Annotated in this window: 23 protein-coding genes; 6 read left to right on the top strand and 17 right to left on the bottom strand. The window is 62.1% G+C overall.

Annotation, left to right across the window (positions count from 1 at the left end):
• Positions 1-276: 276 nt before the first annotated feature.
• Positions 277-1,200, top strand: a complete 924-nt coding sequence (locus EV679_RS06080; protein WP_130486702.1) for a LysR substrate-binding domain-containing protein — start codon at positions 277-279, stop codon at positions 1,198-1,200.
• Here EV679_RS06080 and EV679_RS06075 read toward each other — a convergent pair.
• From EV679_RS06075 to EV679_RS06045, 7 genes are all read right to left on the bottom strand, one after another.
• Positions 1,161-2,141: an aldo/keto reductase gene (locus tag EV679_RS06075; RefSeq protein WP_130486701.1), complete on the bottom strand. Its 981-nt coding sequence runs from the start codon at positions 2,139-2,141 to the stop codon at positions 1,161-1,163. The two genes, EV679_RS06080 and EV679_RS06075, sit on opposite strands and share 40 nt — an antisense overlap.
• A 193-nt stretch (positions 2,142-2,334) precedes the next feature.
• Positions 2,335-3,279, bottom strand: a complete 945-nt coding sequence (gene pip / locus EV679_RS06070; protein ID WP_130486700.1) for a prolyl aminopeptidase — start codon at positions 3,277-3,279, stop codon at positions 2,335-2,337.
• Positions 3,280-3,448: 169 nt separating this feature from the next.
• Positions 3,449-4,201 (bottom strand): amino acid ABC transporter ATP-binding protein, encoded by a 753-nt coding sequence (locus EV679_RS06065; RefSeq protein WP_130486787.1) that lies wholly within the window; start codon positions 4,199-4,201, stop codon positions 3,449-3,451.
• 19 nt (positions 4,202-4,220) lie between these two features.
• Positions 4,221-4,874, bottom strand: a complete 654-nt coding sequence (locus EV679_RS06060) for an amino acid ABC transporter permease (protein ID WP_130486699.1) — start codon at positions 4,872-4,874, stop codon at positions 4,221-4,223.
• A 101-nt stretch (positions 4,875-4,975) separates the two neighbouring features.
• Positions 4,976-5,764 (bottom strand): amino acid ABC transporter substrate-binding protein, encoded by a 789-nt coding sequence (locus tag EV679_RS06055; RefSeq protein ID WP_068366202.1) that lies wholly within the window; start codon positions 5,762-5,764, stop codon positions 4,976-4,978.
• A 333-nt stretch (positions 5,765-6,097) separates the two neighbouring features.
• The gene (lysM, locus tag EV679_RS06050) at positions 6,098-6,547 is read right to left on the bottom strand and encodes a peptidoglycan-binding protein LysM (protein ID WP_068366205.1); all 450 of its coding nucleotides are present in this window, start codon (positions 6,545-6,547) and stop codon (positions 6,098-6,100) included.
• A gap of 152 nt (positions 6,548-6,699) precedes the next feature.
• Positions 6,700-7,278, bottom strand: coding sequence for a hypothetical protein (locus EV679_RS06045; RefSeq protein ID WP_130486698.1), 579 nt, complete (start codon positions 7,276-7,278; stop codon positions 6,700-6,702).
• A gap of 266 nt (positions 7,279-7,544) precedes the next feature.
• Here EV679_RS06045 and EV679_RS06040 point away from each other — a divergent pair, with 266 nt between their 5' ends.
• The gene (locus tag EV679_RS06040; RefSeq protein WP_068366211.1) at positions 7,545-7,841 is read left to right on the top strand and encodes a hypothetical protein; all 297 of its coding nucleotides are present in this window, start codon (positions 7,545-7,547) and stop codon (positions 7,839-7,841) included.
• A gap of 298 nt (positions 7,842-8,139) precedes the next feature.
• Here the strand turns inward: EV679_RS06040 and EV679_RS06035 are convergent, their stop codons facing one another.
• From EV679_RS06035 to EV679_RS06025, 3 genes are all read right to left on the bottom strand, one after another.
• Positions 8,140-9,465, bottom strand: coding sequence for a TRAP transporter large permease (locus EV679_RS06035; protein WP_130486697.1), 1,326 nt, complete (start codon positions 9,463-9,465; stop codon positions 8,140-8,142).
• Entirely contained in the window at positions 9,462-10,001 is a 540-nt protein-coding gene (locus tag EV679_RS06030) for a TRAP transporter small permease (protein WP_130486696.1), read from the bottom strand. The genes EV679_RS06035 and EV679_RS06030 overlap by 4 nt, the downstream gene beginning before the upstream one ends.
• Positions 10,002-10,264: 263 nt before the next feature.
• On the bottom strand, positions 10,265-11,302 hold the full coding sequence (locus EV679_RS06025; protein WP_130486695.1) for a TRAP transporter substrate-binding protein: 1,038 nt from the start codon (positions 11,300-11,302) through the stop codon (positions 10,265-10,267).
• A gap of 509 nt (positions 11,303-11,811) precedes the next feature.
• On the opposite strand from EV679_RS06025, the gene EV679_RS06020 reads away from it, so the two are divergent.
• The 3 genes from EV679_RS06020 to EV679_RS06010 all read left to right on the top strand — a co-directional run bounded on the left by EV679_RS06020 (position 11,812) and on the right by EV679_RS06010 (position 13,561).
• Complete coding sequence (locus EV679_RS06020; RefSeq protein WP_130486694.1) at positions 11,812-12,699, top strand: fructose bisphosphate aldolase; 888 nt, start codon at positions 11,812-11,814, stop codon at positions 12,697-12,699.
• Between the two features lie 168 nt (positions 12,700-12,867).
• A complete protein-coding gene (locus EV679_RS06015; RefSeq protein ID WP_338134544.1) occupies positions 12,868-13,215 on the top strand; it encodes a YidH family protein in 348 nt (115 codons plus the stop codon).
• 13 nt (positions 13,216-13,228) lie between these two features.
• Positions 13,229-13,561: a DUF202 domain-containing protein gene (locus tag EV679_RS06010; RefSeq protein ID WP_130486693.1), complete on the top strand. Its 333-nt coding sequence runs from the start codon at positions 13,229-13,231 to the stop codon at positions 13,559-13,561.
• Between the two features lie 78 nt (positions 13,562-13,639).
• On the opposite strand, the gene zigA is transcribed toward EV679_RS06010, so the two are convergent.
• Positions 13,640-14,842 (bottom strand): zinc metallochaperone GTPase ZigA, encoded by a 1,203-nt coding sequence (zigA, locus tag EV679_RS06005; protein ID WP_130486692.1) that lies wholly within the window; start codon positions 14,840-14,842, stop codon positions 13,640-13,642.
• Between the two features lie 334 nt (positions 14,843-15,176).
• On the bottom strand, positions 15,177-16,586 hold the full coding sequence (locus EV679_RS06000; protein WP_068366230.1) for an aspartate ammonia-lyase: 1,410 nt from the start codon (positions 16,584-16,586) through the stop codon (positions 15,177-15,179).
• A gap of 1,134 nt (positions 16,587-17,720) precedes the next feature.
• Between EV679_RS06000 and trpB the strand changes: the two genes are divergently transcribed.
• Positions 17,721-19,028: a tryptophan synthase subunit beta gene (gene trpB, locus EV679_RS05995; protein ID WP_083969314.1), complete on the top strand. Its 1,308-nt coding sequence runs from the start codon at positions 17,721-17,723 to the stop codon at positions 19,026-19,028.
• Positions 19,029-19,088: 60 nt separating this feature from the next.
• Here the strand turns inward: trpB and EV679_RS05990 are convergent, their stop codons facing one another.
• The 5 genes from EV679_RS05990 to EV679_RS05970 form a co-directional block, all read right to left on the bottom strand.
• On the bottom strand, positions 19,089-20,369 hold the full coding sequence (locus EV679_RS05990) for a TRAP transporter large permease (protein ID WP_130486785.1): 1,281 nt from the start codon (positions 20,367-20,369) through the stop codon (positions 19,089-19,091).
• 8 nt (positions 20,370-20,377) lie between these two features.
• A complete protein-coding gene (locus tag EV679_RS05985; RefSeq protein ID WP_068366238.1) occupies positions 20,378-20,884 on the bottom strand; it encodes a TRAP transporter small permease in 507 nt (168 codons plus the stop codon).
• Positions 20,885-21,086: 202 nt separating this feature from the next.
• Positions 21,087-22,121, bottom strand: a complete 1,035-nt coding sequence (locus EV679_RS05980; RefSeq protein WP_068366241.1) for a DctP family TRAP transporter solute-binding subunit — start codon at positions 22,119-22,121, stop codon at positions 21,087-21,089.
• A complete protein-coding gene (locus tag EV679_RS05975) occupies positions 22,118-23,119 on the bottom strand; it encodes an alpha-ketoacid dehydrogenase subunit beta (RefSeq protein ID WP_068366245.1) in 1,002 nt (333 codons plus the stop codon). The genes EV679_RS05980 and EV679_RS05975 overlap by 4 nt, the downstream gene beginning before the upstream one ends.
• Positions 23,116-24,117, bottom strand: coding sequence for a thiamine pyrophosphate-dependent dehydrogenase E1 component subunit alpha (locus tag EV679_RS05970; protein WP_068366247.1), 1,002 nt, complete (start codon positions 24,115-24,117; stop codon positions 23,116-23,118). Before EV679_RS05970 ends, EV679_RS05975 begins: the two co-directional genes overlap by 4 nt.
• Between the last annotated feature and the right edge of the window lie 300 nt (positions 24,118-24,417).

Here is a 24,417-nt window from a genome sequence, read left to right as displayed (position 1 = left end):
TATGGAAATTCACGGTATTGTGCGCCGCTGCCCGGCCCTGGTGTGATCGGGATATTCTTGACCCAGCCTCAGGCCTATCCTTAGCCTATTTCAGTCACGGCTACCGCAACCCAACACGCGCCCCAGGCACTGGCAGGCATCGAAGAATGGTGTCTATAAGCGATAATTTTCGCTATTTCGGCAGCTATCATGTGGCATGGCCTGAACCGCCGGCGGTCCGCCGGACACCTGAAAACCTAAGGCTGACACTGAGCCTGCCAAGTTGCGGAATTTCCCATGCGCTTCGACCTGACGGACCTGAGCCTGTTCCAGCACATCTGCGAGAGCGGGACCATCACCGCCGGCGCAGAACGTTCCCACCTGACGCTGGCATCAGCCAGCGAACGCGTGCGCGGCATGGAAGCCACGCTTGGGGTTGCACTGCTGCGGCGCGACCGGCGCGGCGTGACGCCCACTCCCGCCGGACAAACCCTGCTGCACCATGCGCGGCTCATGACCCAGCAAATGGCACTGATGCACGGCGAACTGCAGCAATACGGCCAGGGGCTCAAGGGCCTGGTGCGCATGAGCAGCAACGGCGCGGCGTTCAGCGAATACCTGCCCACCCTGCTGGGCAGCTTCCTGCATCGCTATCCGGGCATTTCCATTGATATTGAGGAACGTGCCAGCCATGAAGTCGTCGATGCCTTGCGGCGCGGCGCCTGCGAACTGGGCATTGCCGCCGACAGCGCGGACCTGTCGGGCTTGCGCCAACTGCCCTTCCGCCACGACACGCTGGTGCTGATCGTTCCGCCCGGGCATGCGCTGGCAGCGCGGCGCAGCATTGGTTTCGACGAAGTGGCCGGCGCGGATTTCGTCGGCCTGGACAACGACAGCGCGCTGCAGCAGCACATCGCCCAGCATGCGCGCCGCCAGCATGGCGGCCTGCCGGCCTATCGCATACGCGCACGCAGCTTCGAGGCCGTATGCCGGATGGTCGGCAGCGGCGCCGGCATCGCCGTGGTGCCCAAAGTCACGGCCGTGCGCTGCGCCCGCCATTCTGGCATCCGCCGCCTCACACTGGAAGACGCCTGGGCCGAGCGCACGCTGGTACTGTGCACGCGGGCCGGGGAACCGTTATCGCGGCATGCTGGCCAGCTCGCCGCCCACTTGCTTGGGTGTCAGGAAGACGCGACGCTGGCCTGGTCCAGCACGGCGTAATCTTCCGCCGACAGCCGCAGGGTTGTGGCCTTGAGCAGGCTTTCCAACTGATCCAGGCGCGTGGCGCTGGCGATAGGCGCAGTCACGCCATCGCTGCCTATCAGCCATGCCAACGCCACTTCCGCCGGCCGGGCATTGTGCCGCCCCGCCACTTTATCCAGTGCATCCAGGATGCGCAGGCCACGCGGGTTCAGATATTTTTCCACGCGGCTGCCCCGGGCGCTCTGCCCCAGGTCGTCCAGGCTGCGGTACTTGCCGGACAGGAAGCCGGAAGCCAGGCTGAAGTAAGTGATGACCCCCAGCCCTGCGTCGCGTGCCAAGGCCCGCAAGGCGCCTTCGAAACCGGCCCGATCATACAGGTTGTACTCGGGTTGCAGGACGTCATAGCGCGGCAGGTTTTCGCGCTCGGAGACCGTCAAGGCCTCGCGCAGCTGCGCGGCATCATAGTTGGAAGCGCCGATGGCGCGCACCTTGCCTTGCTGCAGCAGTTTTTCATGGGCCCGCAACGTCTCCTCGATGGGCGTCTGCGCATCCGGATGGTGGCTGAAGTACAGGTCGATATAGTCGGTCTGCAGGCGCCTGAGCGAATCTTCCACGGCCTTCAGGATGTATTCCGCCTTCAATCCGCCGCCGCCCGGGGCGTCAGGCCAGCCGACCTTGGTGATCAGCACGGCCTGGCTGCGCCGAGATGGCGAGGCCTTGAACCAATTGCCGATGATGGTTTCCGATTCCCCGCCCTGGTTGCCCGGCACCCAGGCCGAATAGACGTCGGCCGTATCGACGGCATTGAAACCGGCGTCGAAGAAACGGTCCAGCAATTCGAAGGAGCGTTTCTCGTCCACCGTCCAGCCGAACACATTGCCGCCGAACACCAGCGGCGCGATTTCCAGGCCGGAGCGGCCCAGCGGGCGCTTGCCCGGGTTTCCCTTCGATGCGGTCATGAACGTCTCCTGAAGATCGGTTGCGTGATATCGCCGGCGCCCTGGCGCGCCGGCAGCGCAACTATTGTAAGTGGCTGGCGCGGCCTGTAAATCCCGGCTGAGAAATAAACTCATTTCCGCCTGCTGCGCCTCGCCCCCAGGCCGCAAACCAGCAGAGTGACGGCCTGGCGCCGCCACTCTGCCCGCACCGGCATCAGCCCGCGAATTCGTCCGTGGCGCGCACCAGCGCATCCACGTTCTGCACTTCCGAGGCCGCATGGCCCGCCAACGGCGAAATGTGCAGACGCGACCCGGGCCAGGCATGATGCAAGTCCCAGGCATTGGCCAGGGGGCAGATCATGTCGTAGCGGCCATGCACGATGACGCCGGGGATACCTGCCAGACGGTGCGCATCCCGCAGCAGCTGGCCATCTTCCTCGAAAAAGCCGCCATTGAAGAAATAATGGTTTTCGATGCTGGCGAACGCAAGCGCGAACATGTCTTCCTCATGGCCGGCAATCGCCTGCGGGTCCATTTCCAGGCGGCTGGTCGAACCTTCCCAGGCGCTCCATGCCTTCGCCGCAGCCAGCCGCGCGGCAGGATCGCAACCATTGAGGCGGCGGTGATAGGCTGCAATCATGTCGCTGCGCTCATCGGCCGGAATCGCATCACGGAACCCTTCCCAGGTATCGGGGAACAGGTGGCAGGCCCCTTCCTGGTAAAACCATTCAAGCTCCCAGCGACGCACCAGGAAAATGCCGCGCAGCACCAGATGCAGTACCTGCTCCGGATGGCGCTCGGCATAGGCCAGCGCCAGCGTTGAACCCCAGCTGCCGCCAAATACCTGCCAACGCTCGATGCCCAGGTGGCGCCGCAGCGTCTCGATATCTTCGACCAGATGCCAGGTGGTGTTGTTACTCAGGTCCACATGCGGCGTAGAACGGCCGCAGCCCCGCTGGTCGAACAGCACGATGCGGTAGCGCTCTGGGTTGTGGAAACGACGCATGTCGGCATTGCAGCCGCCGCCAGGCCCGCCATGCAGGATCACGACCGGCAGCCCATCCGGGTTGCCGCATTGCTCGTAATAGAGTTCATGCCGGTCGTCCACACGCAGACGGCCGTGGTCAAAAGGTTCGATTTCCGGATACAAGGTACGCATGTCTGGCCTTCTTCAGCACCCTGCCGCCAGGAACGGCGGCAGGCAACCGACCGATTGTATGCCTGTGCCCCGCTGGCGCGGCAGATCCCCCAAAATATGACAAGGGCCCAGGCACGCATGCGCCGGGGCCCTTGCAATGCGCCATGCCGCCAGGCATGGGCTGGATAGCCTACAGCATGCGCCCAAGGAAGGCGCGAGCGCGTTCATGGCGCGGCGCATCGAAGAATTCGGCGGAAGGCGCTTCCTCCACAATCTGCCCCTGGTCCATGAACACCACGCGTTGCGCCACTTCCCTGGCGAAACCCATTTCATGGGTCACGACCAGCATGGTCATATGCTCCTCAGCCAGCTGGCGCATGGTGCGCAGCACTTCAACCGTCAGCTCCGGGTCCAGCGCGGACGTCGGCTCGTCGAACAGCATGATTTCCGGCTCCATCGCCAGCGCCCGGGCAATGGCCACGCGCTGCTTCTGGCCCCCAGACAGGCGCGAAGGATAGTTGTCGCGCTTGTTCAGCAGGCCCACCTTGCGCAGCAGTTCCTCAGCCCGGGGAACCGCCTCTTCGGCCTTCATTCCCTTGACGGTCACCGGCGCTTCGATGATGTTCTGCAGCACCGTCATGTGCGGGAACAGATTGAACGACTGGAACACCATGCCCATCTTGCGGCACAGGCGCCGCACATCGGCGTCTGGGGCATAACGGCTGCGGCCATCGGCCTGCGCCTGCGCCAGCGTCTCGCCTTCGACGCTGATGCTGCCTTCGTCTATGGTTTCCAGATGATTGAGGCAGCGCAGGAAAGTGCTTTTGCCCGACCCTGACGGGCCGATCACTGCCACCACCTCGCCTTTGCCCAGGGTCAGCGAAACGTCGCGCAATACCCGGGTCGCGCCGAAGGACTTGCCCACGCCACAGGCTTCGATCATGATGTGGCGCGCCGCGGCTTCAATTGTCGTACTTGGCATAGTGCTTCTCCAGGCGCTGGAAGATCCAGGTCAGCAACAGGGTCATGGTCAGGTAGAACACTGCCGCGACGATGAAAGGCGTACTGGTGAAATCACGCTGCACGAATCCCCGCGCCACGCGCAGCACTTCGTTCAACGCAAGCACGTAGATCAGCGCCGTGTCCTTGATCAGCGTAATGGTCTCGTTGCTCATGGGCGGCAGAATGCGCTGCACCATCTGCGGCAGCACGATGCGCCGCATGGTCTGCACATAATTCATGCCCAGCACTTTTGCGCCTTCGTACTGCCCCCGGTCTATGGACTGGATGCCAGCCCGGAAGATCTCGGCAAAATAGGCAGCGTAATTCAGGGTGAAGGCCACCACCGCCGCAGGAAAATCATCCAGCCTCACCCCGATCACCGGGACATAAGGCAGGGCGAAATAGATGAACAGCAATTGCAGCATCAGCGGCGTGCCGCGCATCAGCCAGATGAAGCCATTGACCAGCCAGTTGAGCACCTGGAACCTGGAAATGCGCGCCAGCGCGAGCGCCAGGCCCAAAGGCACCGCCAGTATCAGGGTAATGAAGAATAGCTTGAGCGTTACCTGGGCGCCTTGCGCCATCGGCCCAAGCAGGGAAAAAACATAATCCATGCAAGTTTTCCAGCGGCACAGGCCGGCCACCGCGCGACACGGGGCCGGCCCCTGGCGGATGGCCGGCTAGGGCCTTGGTCTTTGGTGAGAAGGACCGTATTTTATTTGATGATGTCGGCGCCGAACCACTTATTGGAGATCGTGGCGGCGGAACCGTCCTTCTTCATGGCATTGAGCGACTCATCGAGCTTCTTCAGCAATTCGGTGTCGTCCTTGCGCACGCCCACGCCGTATTCCTCGGTGCCGAAGTGGTCTTCCAGCACGCGGAACTCATCCGGACGCTTGCCGACATAATAGCGGCCCACCACTTCGTCGACCACCACGGCTTCCAGACGGCCCGTACCCAGGTCCATCAGCGCGGTGATGTTATCGCCGAAGGTCTTCAGGTCCTTGAAGCTGGCGGCGACTTCGGTTTCCTTCTTGATGGCATCAACGGCGCTGCTGCCTTCCTGGGCACCCACCACGCGGCCAGCCAGATCAGCCTTGGATTGCACTGGCGAATCCTTGGTCACAATGATGATCTGGTGGTTTTCCATGTACGGCTCGGTGAAACCGATGTTCTTGCGGCGCTCGTCGGTGATCGTCAGGCCGTTCCACAGCACATCGACGCGCTTGCCGTTGAGCTCCGCTTCCTTGGAGCCCCAGTCGATCGACTTGAACTCGACGTCAGCACCCAGGCGCTTGGCAGCTTCGCGGGCCATGTCGATATCGAAGCCAACCAGTTCATTCTTGTCATCGCGAAAGCCCATGGGCGGGAAATTGTCATCCAGGCCCACGACAATCTTGGCCGGAATGGCGGGCGCAGCCGCCACGGGCGCGGGATCGTCTTTCTTGCCGCAAGCGGCCAGGACAGCAGCAGACACCAGGAGAACAGCAGAGATTTTTTTCATAGCCAGGAACGCCGTAGCGAAAAAGTCAGAAACGTTTGCCGAGCCAGGGCGCGGCGGGAATCTTCCATTTTAGCCTCTGGCTGAAATAAAAAGCGCCCAGGCCTGTAAAAGGCGGCAAAGATGCCCCGACCGGCCAAGTCCGCCACGACGGCAGCCAGGCGGCAGGCGCCGCCCATGGGCACGCCGCCAGCCCGCGCCGCCTGTGGCAACACGGCTGGCCCCGCGACAGATACAAAAAAGGCATGGCCGGCCTGGGACGCTTGCGGCGCCCCGGCCTGCCATGCCCGGAACTGCACCACCCGCCCCGCCACGCAATCATGGCGGGCGCCAGCTTCAGGCCTCCAGTGCAGGAATGCGCAGCACCTGGCCCGGATAAATCTTGTCCGGGTGGGTCAGCATCGGCTTGTTGGCCTCGAAAATGACGGTGTACTTCGCACCTTTGCCCTTACCGTACTGGGTCTCGGCAACCTTCCAGAGCGTGTCGCCCTTCTGCACGGTATAGAACACCGCCTCGACGGCGGGCGCATCCACTTGCAGTTGATTGTCCACGGCGGCCACACCCAGCGTATTGCCCAGCGCCAGCGCGATTTTTTCAGCTTCCTCGGTGGAAGCCGCCTTGCCCTTGACCGTCACCTTGTCGCCATCGACAGAAACATCCAGGCCTTCAGCGCCCAGGCCCAGCTTATCCAGCTCTTTCTTCAGCGCGTCCGGCGTCGCCGCCTGGGCTTCGCTGCCACCGAAAATCTTCTCACCGACGTCTTTGATAAAACTCAGCAGGCCCATGGCTGGACTCCTATCTGGTTGGGAAAACGGAAACATCCCAACCATCATATCGGCATATCCGGCTATCCGTCTGTCAACGGCTGTTAAAAAAAGCAATTCCGGTAAATACTGGCAATAGCGGAAATGATGGGGAGGCGCCAGGCTGGCAGCCTTCAGACACTGGCCGGACGGCTCACTCGCTCATTGAGCGACTGCATCAATTCATGTTCGCGCAGCAGGACGAGCCGCATACCCAGGATCACGACCACGAACGGCCCCAGGAGCGCCAGCAGCCAACTGCCCCAGACCAACCCGGCCAGAGACAGTGACAGATACATCGCAAACGTAAAGGCCGCGACGCGGACGATGTAACGGGCATTGGCAGCGTCATAGCCCAGTGCCCGGCCGATCACCATGGGCAGGATCAGCAACAGGGCGATGACCTGCCCGAGGAAAGGAATGGCGCACATCACGCCAGTCTGGATCGCCAGCGCCCCGGCGGCCGCGCGGGTGGTCTGGCCGCCTTTTTCATACAGCATGCGCGCGTCGCTGACATCGTAGATCCGCACGATATCGTGCCTGGCGTCACTGAGCAGCCTGACCACATGCCCCAGCTCCATCTGTTCCGCCACCGACAGCGCCACGGTAAAGGTATGGGACTGCGTTCCGCTGGACAGTGTGACACTGTCGCCCACACTGGCCACCACCGTGCCTTCCAACATTCGATAGTCCCGTTTACTCATGGCAGTCATGACTGATTTCCGTGCGCCTGGCAAAAAGCGACAGCTTAACCGCTATCCGCCTCGTCCGTCGCCGCTGCTTGCCCATCACACGCCTGGCCCGCTGGCAGCGCGCGTCCCGTCCCGGTAAGCGACCCGACGCGGCGCCGCCCTGCCGGGCCGTACGGTGCTGCCGCCCGACAGGCTGAAATATGTGTTCGCATGGTGCGGCACGGTCATGTCACTGACAGGCCGACTCTGCTATCGTGTTGATTCACTACCAGCCAACGAGGCCAGCCATGCAACGCGATTTCGACTTGATCGTCACTCTCCTGGGCGCCTTCCGCGATGCGGATTCCGCCACCCTTACCGCTAACGACCTGACCGTACTCCTCCAGGAAGAAGACAGCAGCGAAGATCTGGAACGCGTGCTGCTACACCTGGACCTGCTCGAAGACGCCGGCCTGGCCCGCAAGGTCGACGAAACCGGCATTCCGGAAGACGATGCCTGGCGCATCACCTGGAAGGGCTATGACGCCCTGGAACAGGACGAGGAAGACGACCTCGATGATGACGAAGACGAACTGAACGACTGAAGCCTGTGCCTGAGGCGGCGCCGCAGGCAAACCGGCGTCCGCTCCGTGTAAAAAAGGCCCCCTACGCTGCGCCTTCGGCTTGCTGCCCCCGTTGGGGCGTATTTGTCTTGGGGCAGCCCGAAAAAAAGGACCTTCCTTTGCAGGGAGGTCCTTTTTTCGTCACCCGGCCGCCCCAAGACAATCACTTGGGGGCAGCCGGCCGGAAAGCACTGCTTGGGAACTTTGTCCCCTACTGCCCCGGCGAGACCGGCAGCGGCATGCATCATGCCAGCTACCGGCAACCCGGATCGTGCCGCGCCTAGCCAAGCCAGCGAATCATGCCCAGCGACAGCACGGGGAACAGCACCAGCAACACGATACGAACCAGGTCGGAAGCCAGGAACGGCACCACGCCACGGAAGATGGTGCCCGGGGAAATGTCCTTGGCCATGCTGTGGATGATGAACACGTTCATCCCCACCGGAGGTGTGATCAGGCCGATTTCCATGACCACCAAGGCCAGCACACCGAACCAGATGGCCTTTTCATCAGGTGTCAGGCCCCAGAATTCCAGGCCCATAATGATGGGCAGGAAAATGGGAATGGTCAGCAGGATCATCGACAGGCTGTCCATCACGCATCCGAGCAGGATGTAGATGATGATGATGGCTGCCAGCACGGTGAAGGGATCCAGGCCCAGGCCCTGCACCCAGGTAGCGAACTCGACCGGCACCTGGCTCACGGCCAGGAAGGCATTGAGCATATCCGCGCCCAGCAGGATCAGGAACATCATGCCGGTACCTTGTGCCGTACCCAGCACGCAGCGCAACAGGCCGCCATTGCTCAGGCCGCCAGCCATCCAGGCGGCCAGGCCCGCCGCCACGGCGCCGATGGCGGCCGCTTCGGTAGGCGTGAACAGGCCGCCATAGATACCGCCCAGCACGACGATGAAGATCGCCATGACCGGCCAGGTCGCGCCCAGCGTGCGCAGGCGCATCATCCAGTTCTGGCGCGGCAGCGGAGGGCCGCTGGCATCGGGATCGCGCCAGCAGATCAGGCCCACGACCAGCATATAGCCCAGCACGGCCAGCACGGAGGGCAGGAAGGCCGCCATGAACACCTTGGCGATATTCTGCTCGGACAGGATGGCGTAAATCACCATGGGCACGGAAGGCGGGATCAACATGCCCAACGTGCCACCCACGGCCAGGGAAGCGCTGGCGAGACCGGGCTTGTACTGGTAGCGGCGCAGCTCGGGCAGCACGACGTGCGACATCGTGGCCGCCGTTGCCAGCGACGAACCGCAAATCGCGCCGAAACCCGCGCAAGATGCGATACCAGCCATGGCCATGCCTCCGCGCCGGTGCCCCAGGAATGCACTACCGGCACGGAACAGCGCCTGAGACAGCCCCCCTTGCGTGGCGAACTGCCCCATCAGCAGGAAGAGCGGCACGACCGACAGGTCATAGACCGAGAAACGCCCGAACGGTGCGTGCTTGAGATGCGCCATCAAAGGATCCCAACCGGAAATCCACCAGTAGCCCAGACCTCCAGCCAGGAACATGGCAATCCCGATATGCATGCGCATCGCCAGGAACAGCATCATCAGAATCCCGATGATGATCCCTATGGTAGTACCGCTCATGCCTGCACCTCGCGCTCATTGTTCAGGGGACGCAGGTCCTGCACCACCGCCATCAGCGCGGCAAGACCGAACAGAACGAAAGAGGGCATCAGCGGCACATAGCCCCACCATACCGGCATGGAAATCACCATGGTGGTTTCGCCATATTCGTGCATTTCCACCATGCCTTCCCAGCAACGCCAGGCCAGCAGGAAAGCGCAGCCTGCCAGCACCAGCGAGGCAAATGCATCCATGTAGCGCTTCACCGGGGCCGGCGCCCACAGCGTAAAGAAATCGACGAACACGTGGCCGCGCTTGATCTGGCAATACGGCAGGCACATGGCAATACCCATCGCCGACATGAGCTGGACCAGCTCATAATCACCGGAGATGGGAGTGGACAGGAAGATACGGCCCAGCACACTGACCACAGACATCAGCGCTTCACAGAGGAACAGCAGGCCGCCCAACACGGCGAGAAATGCGCACGCCTGCTCCAGGGCCTTGCCCCACGCGCTAGATGCCACGGCATCAGGCCGCGGCAATGGTTCGGACATTTTGGATACTCCAGGTTACAAAAAACACCCCTGAACTGGCGATTCGGCAGGCCGGACGCAGGGCTGGCAAGACCGGCCGCAACGCAGCCGGACACTTGTTCCAGCACAGCCCGCCCGGGCATGAAGACGCTGGCGCCTCACAGACAGTTCAACGGAAAACGGCAACGGGTTGATGCCTAGAACGTGAAAAGGGCCGTTATGCGGCCCTTTTCATTCAGGAATGGCAGTCCAGGCCTGTCCCGGACGTGCCATCACTGCTTGCTTTACTGGGCCGAGGAATACTGTTTGACCAGGTCCCGGGCTTCCTGCACCAGCGCTGCGCCATCCACACCCTTGGAGGAAACTTCCTTGATCCACTCGGCGATGACCGGCTGGGTTGTCTGTTCCCACAGCGCGGTCTGCTCGGGGCTCAACGAATAGACAACATTACCGCGCGCAATCGCTGCTTCGCGGCCGGCAGCATCGGCAGCTTCGAACTGGGACGCAACCCAGGCGGAAGTATCGCCACCGCTGTTGTCGTCGATGACCTTCTTCTGTTCCGGCGTCAGGCTATCGTACTTGCGCTGGTTCATGACGAACACCATGGTCGCGGTGGTCATGGCCGTGTCGCCAGCCGTTTCCATATGGAACTTGGTCAGTTCATGCGCCTTGGTGGCGGGCAGGACTTCCCAGGGCACCAGCGCGCCGTCGATCACGCCCTTGGAAAGGCTTTCGGCCATTTGCGGCACGGGCATGCCGACCGGGGTCGCGCCCAGCGCAGCCAGGATCTTGTTACCCAGGCGAGACGGGGCACGGATCTTCAGGCCGCGCAGTTCGTCGAGATTTTCCACCTGCTTGTCACGCAGATGCAACTGGTTGGCGCCGTTGACCCAGATGGCCAGCGGCTTGACGCCACGGAACTCGTTCATGGCGTTCTTCTGGACGAAATCCCAGATGGCGCGCGAAGACGGTTCGTGCTTGGTCGTCAGGAAAGGCAGTTCAAACACTTCGGAAATCGGGAAGCGACCGGCGGTATAACCCGGCAGGGTCCAGACAATGTCGGCAACGCCATCACGCGCCTGGTTGAACAGCTGCGCCGGCGTTCCGCCCAGCTGCATCGCCGGGTAGATCTGGCACTTCAGTTCGCCATTGGATTCCGCTTCAATCTTTTCACACCACGGGGCGATGAATTTGGTATGCCCGGGAGAGACCGGAGGCAAAAAGTGAGCAACCTTCAGAATCACCGGTGCTGCCTGCGCTGCGCCCCCCGCGGCCATTGCCACGACTGCTGCCAGCCCTGCCAACGCTTTGCGTTTGATCATATCTCTCTCCTACGGTACCCGCGGACATCCATGTCGTCCGAGGTGAATTGAAACAATAGGCGGTAATACCCGCCTTCTAACCCCAGTTTGCCAGAGCGGCCGGGATGAAGACAGCAAATTGTCGTTCTAACAGCTATCTGCATGCCACCCCTTAAAACTAGGGATAACACCAGTGCAAAAGAAAAAAATCCCGTGTATTAGATTGCCGCGCCATTGACACACCGGCAGCAGACCGACGGCTGGCGTCTGCTTGCAGCCTGACGGGCGGCACACCCGCGCCAGGGCGCCATTTACGATTTGTTCCGCGCCGCCTGCATCTGGACACAGTATGGCTCGATATCCAGCTAGGTTGTGCGATAAACTCGCGGCATTGCGCCCAGAGCCCCGCCCTGGCTTCGTGCCGTGCGCCTGGCTGCCGCAGGATCCATTCTGCCCGGTGCCGGCCTGCCGCTGTCTCCGGGCCAGCCGATTCACCACCAGATTCATCACTATTACATAAGGATTTCAACGTGAACCAGGAACAACTGGCAAAAGTCTCGCAAGGTAACGGTTTTATTGCGGCGCTCGACCAGAGCGGCGGCAGCACCCCGAAGGCGCTGCGCCTGTATGGCGTCGAGGAATCCGCCTACAGCAACGAAGCGGAAATGTTCGACCTCGTGCACGCCATGCGCAGCCGCATCGTGACCAGCCCGGCTTTCGACGGCCGCCGCATTCTGGGCGCCATCCTGTTCGAAGCCACCATGGACCGCCAGATCGAAGGCCAGGATGCTGCGGCCTATCTGTGGGAAAAGAAGCAAGTCGTTCCCTTCCTGAAAGTGGACAAGGGCCTGGCTGCGCAAGCCGACGGCGTGCAGCTGATGAAGCCCATGCCCGAACTGGAAGCCCTGCTGGAACGCGCCGTGGCCAAGGGCATCTTCGGCACGAAGATGCGCTCGGTGGTTGCCGAGAACAACGCCGCCGGTATCGACCAGGCCCTGGACCAGCAATTCGAATACGGCCTGCGCATCCTCAAGGCCGGCCTGTGCCCGATCCTGGAACCGGAAGTGCTGATCAACGCCCCGGAAAAGGCTGCCATCGAAACCCGCCTGAAGGAAGGTTTCCTCAAGCGCCTGGACGCGCTGACCGGCGACAACCGCGTCATGCTCAAGCTCACGCTGCCCAGCGTTGACGGCTTCTATGACGAACTGGTCAAGCACCCGCGCGTGGTTCGCGTGGTGGCCCTGTCCGGTGGTTACTCGCGTGCCGATGCCAACGACATCCTGGCCCGCAACCCCGGCATCATCGCCAGCTTCAGCCGCGCCCTGACCGAAGGCCTGAGCGCCCAGCAAAGCGATGCGGAATTCAATCAGGCGCTGGATGCTTCCATCGAATCCATTTACCAGGCTTCGCTGAAGTAATCACCCGCCCCTTTCAAGGGGTGGCGGCAGGCCGGATGGACAGCAACGCTGCACCACCGCAGCCGCCAGGCAACAGCGCCTCCCCCACGGGAGGCGCTGTTGTTTTCCCGCCGCCATTTCCTCTCGCCATCGTCTACGCATTTCCTCCCCCAGACAGGAGACCTGCCCGTGTTGAAGCGCCCCCGCTGGCAACAGCAAGGCCAAGACCCCGATTACCGTTTCACGCTGGCCAACGAACGCACCTTCCTGGCCTGGATACGCACGGCACTGGCGGTGCTGGCTGGAGGTGTGGCCCTGGACCAGTTCGCCAGCCAGCTTGGCCCTCCGGGCACCGTGCGCGTGCTGGCGCTGTGCCTCGCCCTGCTGGCAGCCTTGCTCTGCCTGTTGGCCTACATGCGCTGGCGCCAGAATGAACTTGCCATGCGCCTGTCGCGGGGATTGCCGCATACGCCCGCCATTCCGTTGCTGGCGGCGGCCTTGGCAGGGATCGCAATCGTGCTGGCGGTACTGCTCTAGGCTTGCGCGCGCCATGGACCCCAACGATCCCGGTTTGCAGCCGCAACGCACCGTCCTGGCCTGGAACCGCACCTGCCTGGCGCTGATGGCCAACGCGTTGCTGATTCTGCGTTCCGGCATGCTGCAGCAAAGCCATTTCATCCTGGCCCTGGGCTCGGTCGTGCTGGTGCTGGCATCAGCCACCTTGCTGCTGGCCTACCGTCGCCACCATCTCCTGCTGCGCGGCGGACTGGATGCCGCCGCGGACGCCTCGGTACTATCGCGCGCCATCCCGTGGCTCGCCGCGACCTGCGGCCTGGCCACGCTGAGCGGCATCCTCACCATCCTGACCACCACCGCGGCCTGAATGCTGCCGACCGGAAACATCCGGCCGGCCTGAAGACGACTGCCCCCAATACTGTTGCCCGGATCAGGGCAGCACGCTTCAGTCCGGCCAATCCGGAAACGGATTTTTCCAGTCCATCCAGACCCGCGGACCCGCTGCCATTTCTGCGTCGGTCAACAGGCAATGATCAAACCCCTGGCGCAATGCGGGTTCGTCCATGTCCGCACCGATCAATACCAGTTCCTGGCGCGCATCCCCTACCCCATCGACCCATTTCCGCCGGATCAGCGCAATGGCCTCGGGGTCTTGGGGCCAGCGCTCGGCAGGCATGGCAGCCCACCAGAAGCCTGCTACCTGTTGGCGCGCCACCACCCCGGCCTGTGACCAGGTGGCCGCCAGCGCAGGGTGGCTGGCCAGCCAGAAAAAGCCCTTGGCACGAACCACGCCCGCCCAGCGTTGCCGCGTCCAGTCAAAAAAACGTTGCGGATGGAACGGGCGCCGGGCGCGGTAGACGAAACTGGCAATGCCATATTCCTCTGTTTCCGGCACGTGTTCGCCGCGCAGTTCCCGCAGCCAGCCTGGGGCTTGCTCGGCCTGTTCGAAATCGAACAAGCCGGTTTCCAGCACGCTGGACAACGGCACCTGGCCGAAGCTGGCCTGCTCTATCCTGGCGCGCGGATTGAGACTGCGCAGTATGGCCAGCAGGCGTTCGCGCTCGGCGGTGCTGACGAGATCCGTTTTGTTCAGGACGATCACATCGCAAAACTCGACCTGGTCTACCAGCAAATCCACCACGGTGCGCTCGTCTTCCTCTCCCAGCGATTCGCCGCGCGCTTGCAGGCTGTCCCGGGACTCATAATCTCGCAGAAAATTGCAGGCATCCACCACCGTCACCATCGTGTCCAGGCGCGCAATCTCTCCCAGGCTGCGGCCATCCTCTCCCTCGAAAGTGAATGTCTCCGCCACGGGCAAAGGTTCGGAAATACCGGTAGATTCAATCACCAGCTGGTCAAAGCGACCTTCGCGCGCCAGGCGCTGCACTTCCAGCAGCAAATCCTCGCGCAGGGTACAGCAGATGCAGCCATTGCTCATTTCCACCAATTTTTCATCGGTGCGCGACAAGGCGGCCCCACCCTCCCGCACCAGCTCTGCATCAATATTCACTTCCGACATATCGTTGACGATCACCGCCACGCGGCGGCCCTCACGGTTGTTCAGAATGTGATTCAGCAATGTGGTCTTGCCTGCACCGAGAAACCCTGACAGCACCGTGACCGGCAGCCTATCCTGTCTATCTGGCATGACATCTTTCCTTGAAACGTTAAGGCGGGCGCTTGCCGTGGCAGCTCTCGCCGAAAATATAAAATGATATAACATTTCAAATTACGGATGCAGCCATTTCATAGAACGCCACTGCACAGGCAGGCAGCGGTGGAAAATCCAGAGATGAAATGGCGCCAAAGCCCAGACCCGGCACGCACAAGCCCTCGCCTTCCTGGCGGACACAGCCTGACAGCCTGCAGTACCAGTCAGCCCGCCCCCTGCCGCTTGCCATCAAAGAAAAAACCGGGTGGGAGCCTGTCAACGGCTCCCACCCGGTTCCGGCCCGGGCCGGTCAAGGCCACGGACGTATGGATCAGCTATGTGCCGCGACGCGCGGACGCATCATATTTTCCGGCTTGAGCACTTCTTCCAGCACGTCGTCATCAAGCAGCTTTTCTTCGCGCACCAATTCCAGCACGCCACGGCCCGTTTCCAGGGCCAGCGCAGCAATACGCGTGGAGTTTTCGTAACCGATGAACGGGTTCAGCGCTGTCACGAGGCCGATCGAGTTTTCCATCAGCTTGCGGCTGTGCTCGGCGTTGGCAGTGATGCCGACGATGCACAGTTCGCGCAGCATATCCATGGAACGCGCCAGCAGGCGTTGCGACTCGAACAGCTTGAATGCCACCAGCGGTTCCATGACGTTCAGCTGCAACTGGCCAGCTTCAGCCGCCATGGTAATCGCCACGTCGTTGCCCATCACCGCGAAAGCCACCTGGTTGACGGCCTCCGGAATCACGGGGTTGACCTTGCCCGGCATGATGGAGCTGCCCGGCTGGCGCGGCGGCAGGTTCAGTTCCTGCAGGCCGGTGCGCGGACCGCTGCCCAGCAGGCGCAAATCGTTGCACATCTTGGACAGGCGCATCGCCAGGCGCTTGAGCGCCGACGACAACATCACGAACGCACCCATGTCGTAGGTGGCTGCAATCAGGTCGCGCGCCGGCTTCATCGCTTCGCCGCTGACAGCCGCCAGGCGGGCCACGGCCAGGCCGGCGTAATCCGGATGCGTGTTGATGCCGGTGCCAATGGCAGTGCCGCCCAGGTTCACGTCATACAGCAAGCGCTTGGCATCCAGACGCAGGTAATCCGCGTCGTCGGCCAGGGTGCTGGCGAAAGCATGGAATTCCTGGCCCATGGTCATGGGCACGGCATCCTGCAACTGGGTACGGCCCATCTTGAGAACGTCAGCCAGTTCACCCGCCTTGCTCTCCAGCGAGTCGATCAGGCGGTCCAGGCTGGCCACCACTTCCTGCTGCTCCAGCAAGAGGCCCAGGCGGATCGCCGTCGGGTAGACGTCATTGGTGGACTGCGACATGTTGACGTCGTTGTTCGGGTGCAGATTGGCGTACTCGCCTTTCTTGCGCCCCATGAACTCAAGGCCGACATTGGCCACGACTTCATTCATGTTCATATTGGTCGACGTACCTGCGCCGCCCTGAATCATGTCGACCGGGAATTGGTCGCTGAACTCACCGTTCACGATGCGCTGGCAGGCGTGCACAATGGCCTCGTGCCTGTCGTCGGCCATCTGGCCCAGCGCATGGTTGGCATCCGCGCAGGCATGTTTGACCATCGCCAGCGCCCGGACAAAGGAAGGATAGTCGGACAACTTCGTACCGGACAGGTTGAAATTGTGCACGGCACGGTAGGTCTGGATACCGTAGTAAATATCTGCTGGCAATTCCAGGTCGCCGAGCAGATCATGTTCAAGGCGTGTTTCCATCTCGTCTTTAATCATTGCAGATAAACAAGGGACCGGCGGTCTTGCATCCCGCCGCTCCCACTTCCGGTTCCGACCCGAACGGCTTCATGGCCGGGGCCTGCGCGCAGGCGCGTGGTCAGCCATGCGGGAGACGCAGCGCCTCCTGGGCACTGCCGTCAAAGCGCCTACTGCTGTCCGCGCTTCCTTTTGGGAGGCTGACAACAGCAACTGCTCCATACGGACGAGACCCGTCCCGCCTGGCCTGGCTGGCTATGGACTAACCAAAAACTTGCAAACGCCCCCGGAACCGGGGTCTTCGATCTCTCGCGGCTGGAGTTGCAGCACATGCTTCAAGCATGCCGTGCATCGCCGGAGAGTGGGAGAAAAAACAGACTGGAGCCCGGCCAAGGACGCCAGACGAGGCGTCTCATGCGCAATCGGGGAATCGCGCAGCCGCAATACGGCATGAAAGGAAATCAGTCTGATTGATAGCCCAGCACGCCGATGCGGTCAGCGGACAAATTCGAGGGATCGAAAATTATCGTAACACGCTGCAGCGGAAAATCTCCATGCCCCGTCACATTTCCGGCCCTAATTTTTTTATCCAGGTGCAAATTCCTGGACAGACTGTGCCGTCAAGGCGGCAACAGACCAGCATAGACACGAAAAAATTGGCAATTATGCGAACACTCTGCATCTATGCCACATCCGATAAAAAAATGGTCCCGTACTGGCAGGGGGCTTGCGCCACTGGCTTCGGGCGTTAGAATAAGATCAGGACTCTTCAATAACGGCGCCTGCCGTGCTGCGAAGAATCATCATTTCCGACAGGAACCAGACTTGGTCACTTCTTCCAACAAACGCCAGCTCTCGCCGCGCCTCGCGTGGTGGGTGCATATCTGCAAGCGTGAACGATGGCACAGCCCCATCGTTTCCACGCTGCTGATCCCGCACGCCTGAGATCAGCCAGTCGGCATTTGTTGTTTCATTCCGCTCCCTGACGTCCATGCACGCCTGCCGTGGCCGGTCCTATCCGGCTCTGCCGTGCCCTGCTGCCACGCGAACGGGCCGGGCGGAATGATCCCTGGAAATATCCGTCCCCTGTTTTCGGCGCCTCGTACGGCGCCGGCGTGGGCGGAGCAATGGAGTCTGACCATGAGTTTCAATCGTCCCCTGCAAGCAACCGCAACGGCTGCTCCCCAAGCCCAGACCGCCCCGGCAAGCACCGCCACGACAGATTACGCCAACTACCAGCAACCCGACGCCAGCGGCCATTTCGGCCCCTATGGCGGCAGTTTCATCAGCGAAACCCTGGCACAGGCCGTCACGGAACTGGGCGAAGCCTATCGGCACTACCGGCGCGACCCGGCTTTCATTGCCGAATTCCGCAATGAGCTGGCCCATTACGTCGGCCGCCCTTCACCGGTCTATCACGCCAAGCGCCTGAGCGACGAAACCGGCGGTGCACAGATTTTCCTCAAGCGCGAGGACCTCAACCATACCGGCGCGCACAAGATCAACAACGTCATCGGCCAGGCGCTGCTGGCACGCCGCATGGGCAAGCCGCGCATCATCGCCGAGACCGGCGCCGGGCAGCATGGTGTCGCCACCGCCACCATCTGCGCCCGCTATGGCCTGGAATGCGTGGTTTACATGGGCAGTGAAGACATCCGCCGGCAAATGCCCAATGTGCAGCGCATGCAATTGCTGGGTGCCACCGTCACCAGCGTCGATTCAGGCAGCCGGACGCTCAAGGACGCCATGAACGAGGCCATCCGTGACTGGGTCGCCAACGTGGACCGCACCTTTTATCTGATCGGCACGGTGGCAGGCATGCATCCCTACCCCATGATGGTGCGCGACTTCCAGAGCGTGATCGGCAAAGAATGCCGGGTGCAGATGCCCGATATGCTGGGCAGCCTCGGCCTGGGACGGCGCCAGCCCGATGCCGTGGTCGCCTGCGTCGGCGGCGGCAGCAATGCCATCGGCATTTTCCATCCCTATATCAGCGAGGAAAGCGTACGTCTCATTGGTGTGGAAGCCGCCGGCCTGGGGCTGGACAGCGGCAAGCATGCCGCCTCGCTGCAACGGGGCCGGCCCGGCGTGCTGCACGGCAACCGCACCTACATCATCCAGAACGAGGATGGACAGGTCATGGAAACCCATAGCATCAGCGCCGGCCTGGACTACCCTGGCGTCGGGCCAGAACACGCCCTGCTGCATGATATCGGCCGCGTGGAATATGTCGGCATTACCGACGAGGAGGCCCTGCACGCCTTCCATTACCTGTGCCGTGCGGAAGGCATCATCCCCGCGCTGGAATCCAGCCACGCTGTCGCCTATGCACTCAAGCTGGCGCGCGACATGCGCCCGGACCAGGCGGTGCTGGTCAACCTCTCCGGCCGCGGCGACAAGGACATGGGTACTGTCATGGAATACATGGCGGCCAGCAAGGCTCCCTGACTCCCTGCCCGGCTGACCCAGGACGTCTGGCAGGCACGCCTGCCAGACGCAGCGGCATCCTCAATAACCGAGTGCGCGGGGCAGCCAAAGCACGACCTGCGGCACGAAGGTGCACAGCAGCAGCAACAGCACCATGAACAGGCTCAGCATCACGGCCCAATAGGTGGTGGACTCCAGTGATGTCCTGGCGATACGCGCCGTGACGACCAGGTTCAGACCTACCGGCGGCGTGAACTGCCCGATCGCGATATTGATCGTGATGAGAATGCCGAACCACACCGGATCCCACTGAAAGTAATTCATGATGGGGATGAACAGCGGCAGGAAAATGAAGAAAATCGAGATCCCGTCGATGAACATGCCGGCGATCAGCAGTACCAAGTTGATCATCAGCAACAGGCCGACTTCGGAACTGACCGACGCAACCAGGGCGCGAGCCATGTGATCGAAGGTGCCCAGGGCATTGCTGGCCAGCGAAAAGACCGATGCCAGCGCCAGGATGATGAGGATGATGGCCGACAATTCGCAGGCCTCCACCAGTACGCGGTAAAGCACCCGTGGCGTCAGCGTGCGGTAGACCAGCACACCCACGACCAGGCCATAGAACACCGCCAGCACCGCGGCCTCGGTCGGTGTCACCAGCCCGGTGCGCATACTGCCCAAAATCACCACCGGCGCCATCAGAGCCCAGATGGCCTCGCGCAGGCTGGCCCAGAATGGTGGCCTGACATCTTCGCGTTCCGTGCCGATTTCATGGTGGCGCGCCAGCCACACCGAACCGCCGATGAGGCACAGGCCGGCCAGCACGCCCGGCACCATGCCTGCGGCAAACAGGGCCGGCACACTGGCCTCGGGCACCAGCATGCTGTAGATCACCAGCGCGATGGAGGGCGGAATGAGGATATCCGTGGATGCCCCGGCCCCGACGACGGCTGCGGCAAAACCGCTCGGATAGGCAGCGCGTACCATCTGCGGAATCATCACCGCACCGACGGCGGAAGACGCCGCCGGGCCCGAACCGGATATCCCGCCCAGGATCATCGCTACAATGATCGCGGTGGCAGCCAGGCCGCCGCGCCTGGGCCCCACGATGGATGCCGCAAAACGCACCATGGAAGCTGCAATACCGGCGCGTTCGAACAGCACCCCGGCCAGGATGAACATCGGAATCGCCAGCAGCGGATACTTGGAAATACTGTTGTAGACGTTCATCGGCACGGACAGCATGCCCAGATCCGCAAAAGCGACGACCGCCGTACCGGACAGACCCAGCGCCACCGCCAGCGGCACTCCGGTAGCCAGGAACAGCAGAAACAGGGCGAACAGCATCACCCCCAGCATGTCATAGCTCATGGCTGCTTGCGCCTCAATACAATGGCCAGGGCCTGAAGCTGGCGCAGGACAATCAGGCAGGAAAATACCGGCACCACGGCGGTATACCACCACTGCGGCACGCCCAACCCCGGCGACACCAGCCCGCTGTCGTAGTCATCCAGCCAGGCCAGGGCGCCGTACCACGCCAGGATGCCGAACATCAGGATGCCGCAGGCCAGCGCATAGACCCGCTGCCAATACTGCACACGCCAGGGCAGGCGCTCGACCAGCGCCAGCATTGCCAGGTGCAGGCCGCGCGAAAACGCCGTCGCGGTACCGATGAAAGTCATCATCACGACCAGGAAAACCGAGATTTCCTCGGTGAATGCAAAAGAAACATTCGTCAGATAGCGCGTAGCGACATTCAGCAACGTAATGACGCAAAGCACCGCCATGATGCCCGCGGCCAGTGCTTCCTCCACATGGAAGCCGCGCACCGGCACGCCCGACGATGGCTCATCCTTGGATGGCTCAACAGACATAAATCCAATTCCAGAAAATTCCGCCGTGCCCGCCTCTGCGCACATCGTGCGGCGCCCGGCATCCTGCCAGGACGCAAGCGCCGGGCCACGGCCGCTACACCGCGCCCCGGCGAACCCGGCGACGCAGCTAACCCATGCGGCAAAAACCGGCCAGCCGCCAGGCGCAATCCATGCTTGCGGTAGCGGCGGCCGGTACGGCGTATCAGCGTGTCGCCGCGACCTCCTGTTGCGCCTTGCGAACCAGATCCTCGCCGATGGTCCGGGACCATTTTTCGACCACCGGACGTGTCGCCTCGGCAAATGCCGCCTTCTCGGCATCACTGAGAATCGTCACCTGTACGCCTTGCCCGATTGCCTGCTGGATCAAGGCGTCGTCTCCCGGGCTCACGCCCTTGCGAGTCGCGGCAATTTCATTGCGCGCCGCTTCCTGCGCCGCCTGGCGTACGATTTCCTGGTCTTCCGGCGACCAGCTTTCCCAGGCTTTGGCCGACACCGCAAATACCAGCGGATCGTTGACGTAATTCCACTTGGTCAGATACTTCTGCCCCAGGGTATGCATCTTGGCGCCAACAAACAGGGAAATCGGATTTTCCTGGCCATCGACCACGCCGCTTTGCAGCGCCGGCTGGGCGTCAGCAAAGGTCATTTGCGTCGGATTGGCGCCCAGGGCCGTATAGATGTCGTTGAAAATAGGCGAACCGACCACGCGGAACTTCAACCCCTTGAGGTCATCCGGAGTGCGGATCTCGTGCTTGGAATTGCTGATTTCCCGCGCGCCGTTTTCGCCCCAGGCCAAGGGCACCACCCCCCGCTTTTTCACGATTTCAAACAGCTCGTCTGCCACTTCACCGCTGGTCAACGCATCGAAGGCCTTGTCATCCGGCACCAGGAACGGCAGCAGGAACAGGTTCAGTTCCTTGACGTGGGGCGACCAATTGATCACCGACGACACGTTGAAATCAATGCCGCCTTGGCGCAACGCCGTAAATTCACGCGTGGTTTCCCCGCCGACCAATGAAGAGCCGGGATACCACTTCACATTGATGCGGCCATCCGTGCGTTCGGTGACCAGGCGCGCCCATTCCTGCGCGCCGCGCCCCAGTGGGAATGCTTCGTTGACATTGGTGGACAGGCGATATTCCTGTTTGTAATCCGCTGCCTCGGCGCTTCCGGCCACGCCGGCGAGCAAAGGCAGGACCACGGCAGGTATGGCTGCAAGGCTGAACAACGACTTCATGATGCGATCTCCAAGGGAGAATGATTGAGCAAGGCAACGATCGCCGCGCGGACCTTGCCGGCGTCGATACGCGATTCGTTTTCAAGTATCTGGGCATAGCCCACCGGAATGCGCGGCGCGCCCAGGCGCCGCACCCTTGCGCCCGTATGTTCGGCGACAGTCGCCGCCACCTCGGCGCCGAACCCGGCCACCTGCACCGCCTCGTGCGCCACCAGCACATGGCCGGTACGCGCCGCCGACGCCAGCACGGCCTCGCGGTCCCAAGGCCAGATCGTGCGCAAATCCAGCACTTCCACGCTGATGCCTTCAGCGGCCAGTTGTTCTGCCGCCTCGGTGCAGGCATGCACCTGGCGCGACCAGGACACCACCGTGACATCGCTGCCAGCGCGGGCAACCCGGGCCTTGCCCAAGGGCACGGGCTCGCCGGTATGCACCGTGCCCTTGGAACCCCAGAGTTCCTTGTGCTCCATGTAAATCACCGGATCACCGGATGCGAGCGCAGCATGCAGCAGGCCATAGTTGTCTGCCGGCGTCGCCGGCGTCACGACGGTCAGCCCGGGAATATGCGCAAACCAGGCTTCCAGGGATTGCGAATGCTGCGCCGCCGAGGCGCTCCACAAGCCTATGGGCAAGCGCGCCACCATGCCAACGCGTCCCTGCCCGCCAAACATGAAGCGATTCTTGGCTGCCTGATTGACGATTTCGTCGATGGCACAAAGCGCGAAATCCACCACCCGCAACTCCACTACCGGTTTGAGCCCGGCCAGGGCCATGCCCACCGACGCCCCGACAATGGCGGCCTCGGAAATCGGCGTATCCACGATGCGCTGCTCGCCGAAGCGCTGCACCAGCGGCTGGTTCTCGAGATCGCGATACTGCCCGAAGACGCCGCCGCGCCCCAGGTCCTCGCCCAGCGCCACGACGGACGGATCGGCCTCCATGGCCTCGGTCAGCGCCAGCGCCGCTGCTTGCGCATAGCTCAGGTTCAGCGTGCTCATCGCCAGGCTCCTTCACCGGTGGTCGTGATATCCGTATAGGCGTCCGCCACTTCCGGGAACGGGTCCGCCTGCGCGGCGGCCAGCGCCGCGTCTATTTCCGTCTGTGCTTGCGCCTCGATCTGCGCGGCCTCCTGCTGCAGGCCCAGCTGCACCAGGCGCTGGCGTGCCCGCAGCAGCGGGTCCCGCGCCAGCGCGGCCGCCACCTCGGCGGGATCGCGATAAGTACCGGGGTCTACCGATACGTGCCCCTTGTGTCTGTCCGTCAGCGCATGCAGCAACCTGGGGCCCTGCCCTGCGCGTATGTCGGCAATCAGGCCGGCTGCCGCATCAGCGACGGCTTCGACATCATTGCCATCGACCTTGAGCGCCGGCACACCCAGCGAGTTCGCTCTGGCGCTGGCACCTTCACCACCCGTCATCGGCGCGCTGGCGGTCGTTGCGGAAATGCGGTTATCTTCGCAAACGAAAAGCACCGGCAATTGATAAACCACCGCCCAATTCAGGGATTCCAAGAATGGGCCGCGATTGATCGCGCCATCGCCAAAGAAAGAAACGGCAATGGCATCGACGCCACGCAGTTTCAATGCCTGGGCCGCACCGACGGCAATCGGTAATCCCGCTGCCACCACTCCATTGGCGCCCAGCATGCCCACGGAGAAATCCGCGATATGCATGGAACCGCCCTTGCCCTTGTTATAGCCAGTTGCCCGGCCAAACAATTCGGCCATCATGCGCTTGCTGTCCGCGCCCTTGGCCAGCGTATGGCCGTGCCCCCGGTGCGTGGAAGTCAATAGATCCTGTGGCCCCAAATGGGCGCAAACCCCAGCCGCTACGGCTTCCTGCCCCGTGGACAGGTGCAGCGGCCCGCGCACCAGTGCCGGTTTGCTGGATTCTGACAACCCCCATGCCTGCACCCCGCCCTGGCTGGCGATCTCCGCCGCATCCTCGAAGGCGCGTATCCGGACCATGGTCCGGTAAAGCTCCAATAAATCTGCCATACACCCGGTAACTCATAACCATTAGAATTAAATTCACCCCACCTTAATTAAAAATGGAATGAAACCGGGATTAACAATAGCAGTCGGTATTTATCAATAAAACGACTTTCGAATTATGTCGATATACCGGCGCGCGATAATGGAACAAAGACTCCCATCAATCATAACCAGTGGAAATAACAATATCTCCGGCAGGTATTGATGACGAAATTGAAACCACCTCTTGATTCACGAACCGCTGACAGGAAAAAAAACGGCCTCCCGCAGGAGGCCGACCACAGTCAGGAAAGCCGCTCAGGC

The organism is Kerstersia gyiorum, from assembly GCF_004216755.1.
GTDB classification, from domain to species: Bacteria; Pseudomonadota; Gammaproteobacteria; order Burkholderiales; family Burkholderiaceae_B; genus Kerstersia; species Kerstersia gyiorum.
Note: the sequence above shows the minus strand (reverse complement) of the source record. Positions and strands in the feature narration are given on the sequence as shown.

Excerpts from the sequence above, each read along its gene's own strand:
- EV679_RS06080 (WP_130486702.1), top strand. The coding sequence starts at position 277 with ATGCGCTTCGACCTGACGGACCTGAGCCTGTTCCAGCACATCTGCGAG.
- EV679_RS06075 (WP_130486701.1), bottom strand. The coding sequence starts at position 2,141 with ATGACCGCATCGAAGGGAAACCCGGGCAAGCGCCCGCTGGGCCGCTCC.
- pip (WP_130486700.1), bottom strand. The coding sequence starts at position 3,279 with ATGCGTACCTTGTATCCGGAAATCGAACCTTTTGACCACGGCCGTCTG.
- EV679_RS06065 (WP_130486787.1), bottom strand. The coding sequence starts at position 4,201 with ATGATCGAAGCCTGTGGCGTGGGCAAGTCCTTCGGCGCGACCCGGGTA.
- EV679_RS06060 (WP_130486699.1), bottom strand. The coding sequence starts at position 4,874 with ATGGATTATGTTTTTTCCCTGCTTGGGCCGATGGCGCAAGGCGCCCAG.
- EV679_RS06055 (WP_068366202.1), bottom strand. The coding sequence starts at position 5,764 with ATGAAAAAAATCTCTGCTGTTCTCCTGGTGTCTGCTGCTGTCCTGGCC.
- lysM (WP_068366205.1), bottom strand. The coding sequence starts at position 6,547 with ATGGGCCTGCTGAGTTTTATCAAAGACGTCGGTGAGAAGATTTTCGGT.
- EV679_RS06045 (WP_130486698.1), bottom strand. The coding sequence starts at position 7,278 with ATGACTGCCATGAGTAAACGGGACTATCGAATGTTGGAAGGCACGGTG.
- EV679_RS06040 (WP_068366211.1), top strand. The coding sequence starts at position 7,545 with ATGCAACGCGATTTCGACTTGATCGTCACTCTCCTGGGCGCCTTCCGC.
- EV679_RS06035 (WP_130486697.1), bottom strand. The coding sequence starts at position 9,465 with ATGAGCGGTACTACCATAGGGATCATCATCGGGATTCTGATGATGCTG.
- EV679_RS06030 (WP_130486696.1), bottom strand. The coding sequence starts at position 10,001 with ATGTCCGAACCATTGCCGCGGCCTGATGCCGTGGCATCTAGCGCGTGG.
- EV679_RS06025 (WP_130486695.1), bottom strand. The coding sequence starts at position 11,302 with ATGATCAAACGCAAAGCGTTGGCAGGGCTGGCAGCAGTCGTGGCAATG.
- EV679_RS06010 (WP_130486693.1), top strand. The coding sequence starts at position 13,229 with ATGGACCCCAACGATCCCGGTTTGCAGCCGCAACGCACCGTCCTGGCC.
- zigA (WP_130486692.1), bottom strand. The coding sequence starts at position 14,842 with ATGCCAGATAGACAGGATAGGCTGCCGGTCACGGTGCTGTCAGGGTTT.
- EV679_RS06000 (WP_068366230.1), bottom strand. The coding sequence starts at position 16,586 with ATGGAAACACGCCTTGAACATGATCTGCTCGGCGACCTGGAATTGCCA.
- trpB (WP_083969314.1), top strand. The coding sequence starts at position 17,721 with ATGAGTTTCAATCGTCCCCTGCAAGCAACCGCAACGGCTGCTCCCCAA.
- EV679_RS05990 (WP_130486785.1), bottom strand. The coding sequence starts at position 20,369 with ATGCTGGGGGTGATGCTGTTCGCCCTGTTTCTGCTGTTCCTGGCTACC.
- EV679_RS05985 (WP_068366238.1), bottom strand. The coding sequence starts at position 20,884 with ATGTCTGTTGAGCCATCCAAGGATGAGCCATCGTCGGGCGTGCCGGTG.
- EV679_RS05980 (WP_068366241.1), bottom strand. The coding sequence starts at position 22,121 with ATGAAGTCGTTGTTCAGCCTTGCAGCCATACCTGCCGTGGTCCTGCCT.
- EV679_RS05975 (WP_068366245.1), bottom strand. The coding sequence starts at position 23,119 with ATGAGCACGCTGAACCTGAGCTATGCGCAAGCAGCGGCGCTGGCGCTG.
- EV679_RS05970 (WP_068366247.1), bottom strand. The coding sequence starts at position 24,117 with ATGGCAGATTTATTGGAGCTTTACCGGACCATGGTCCGGATACGCGCC.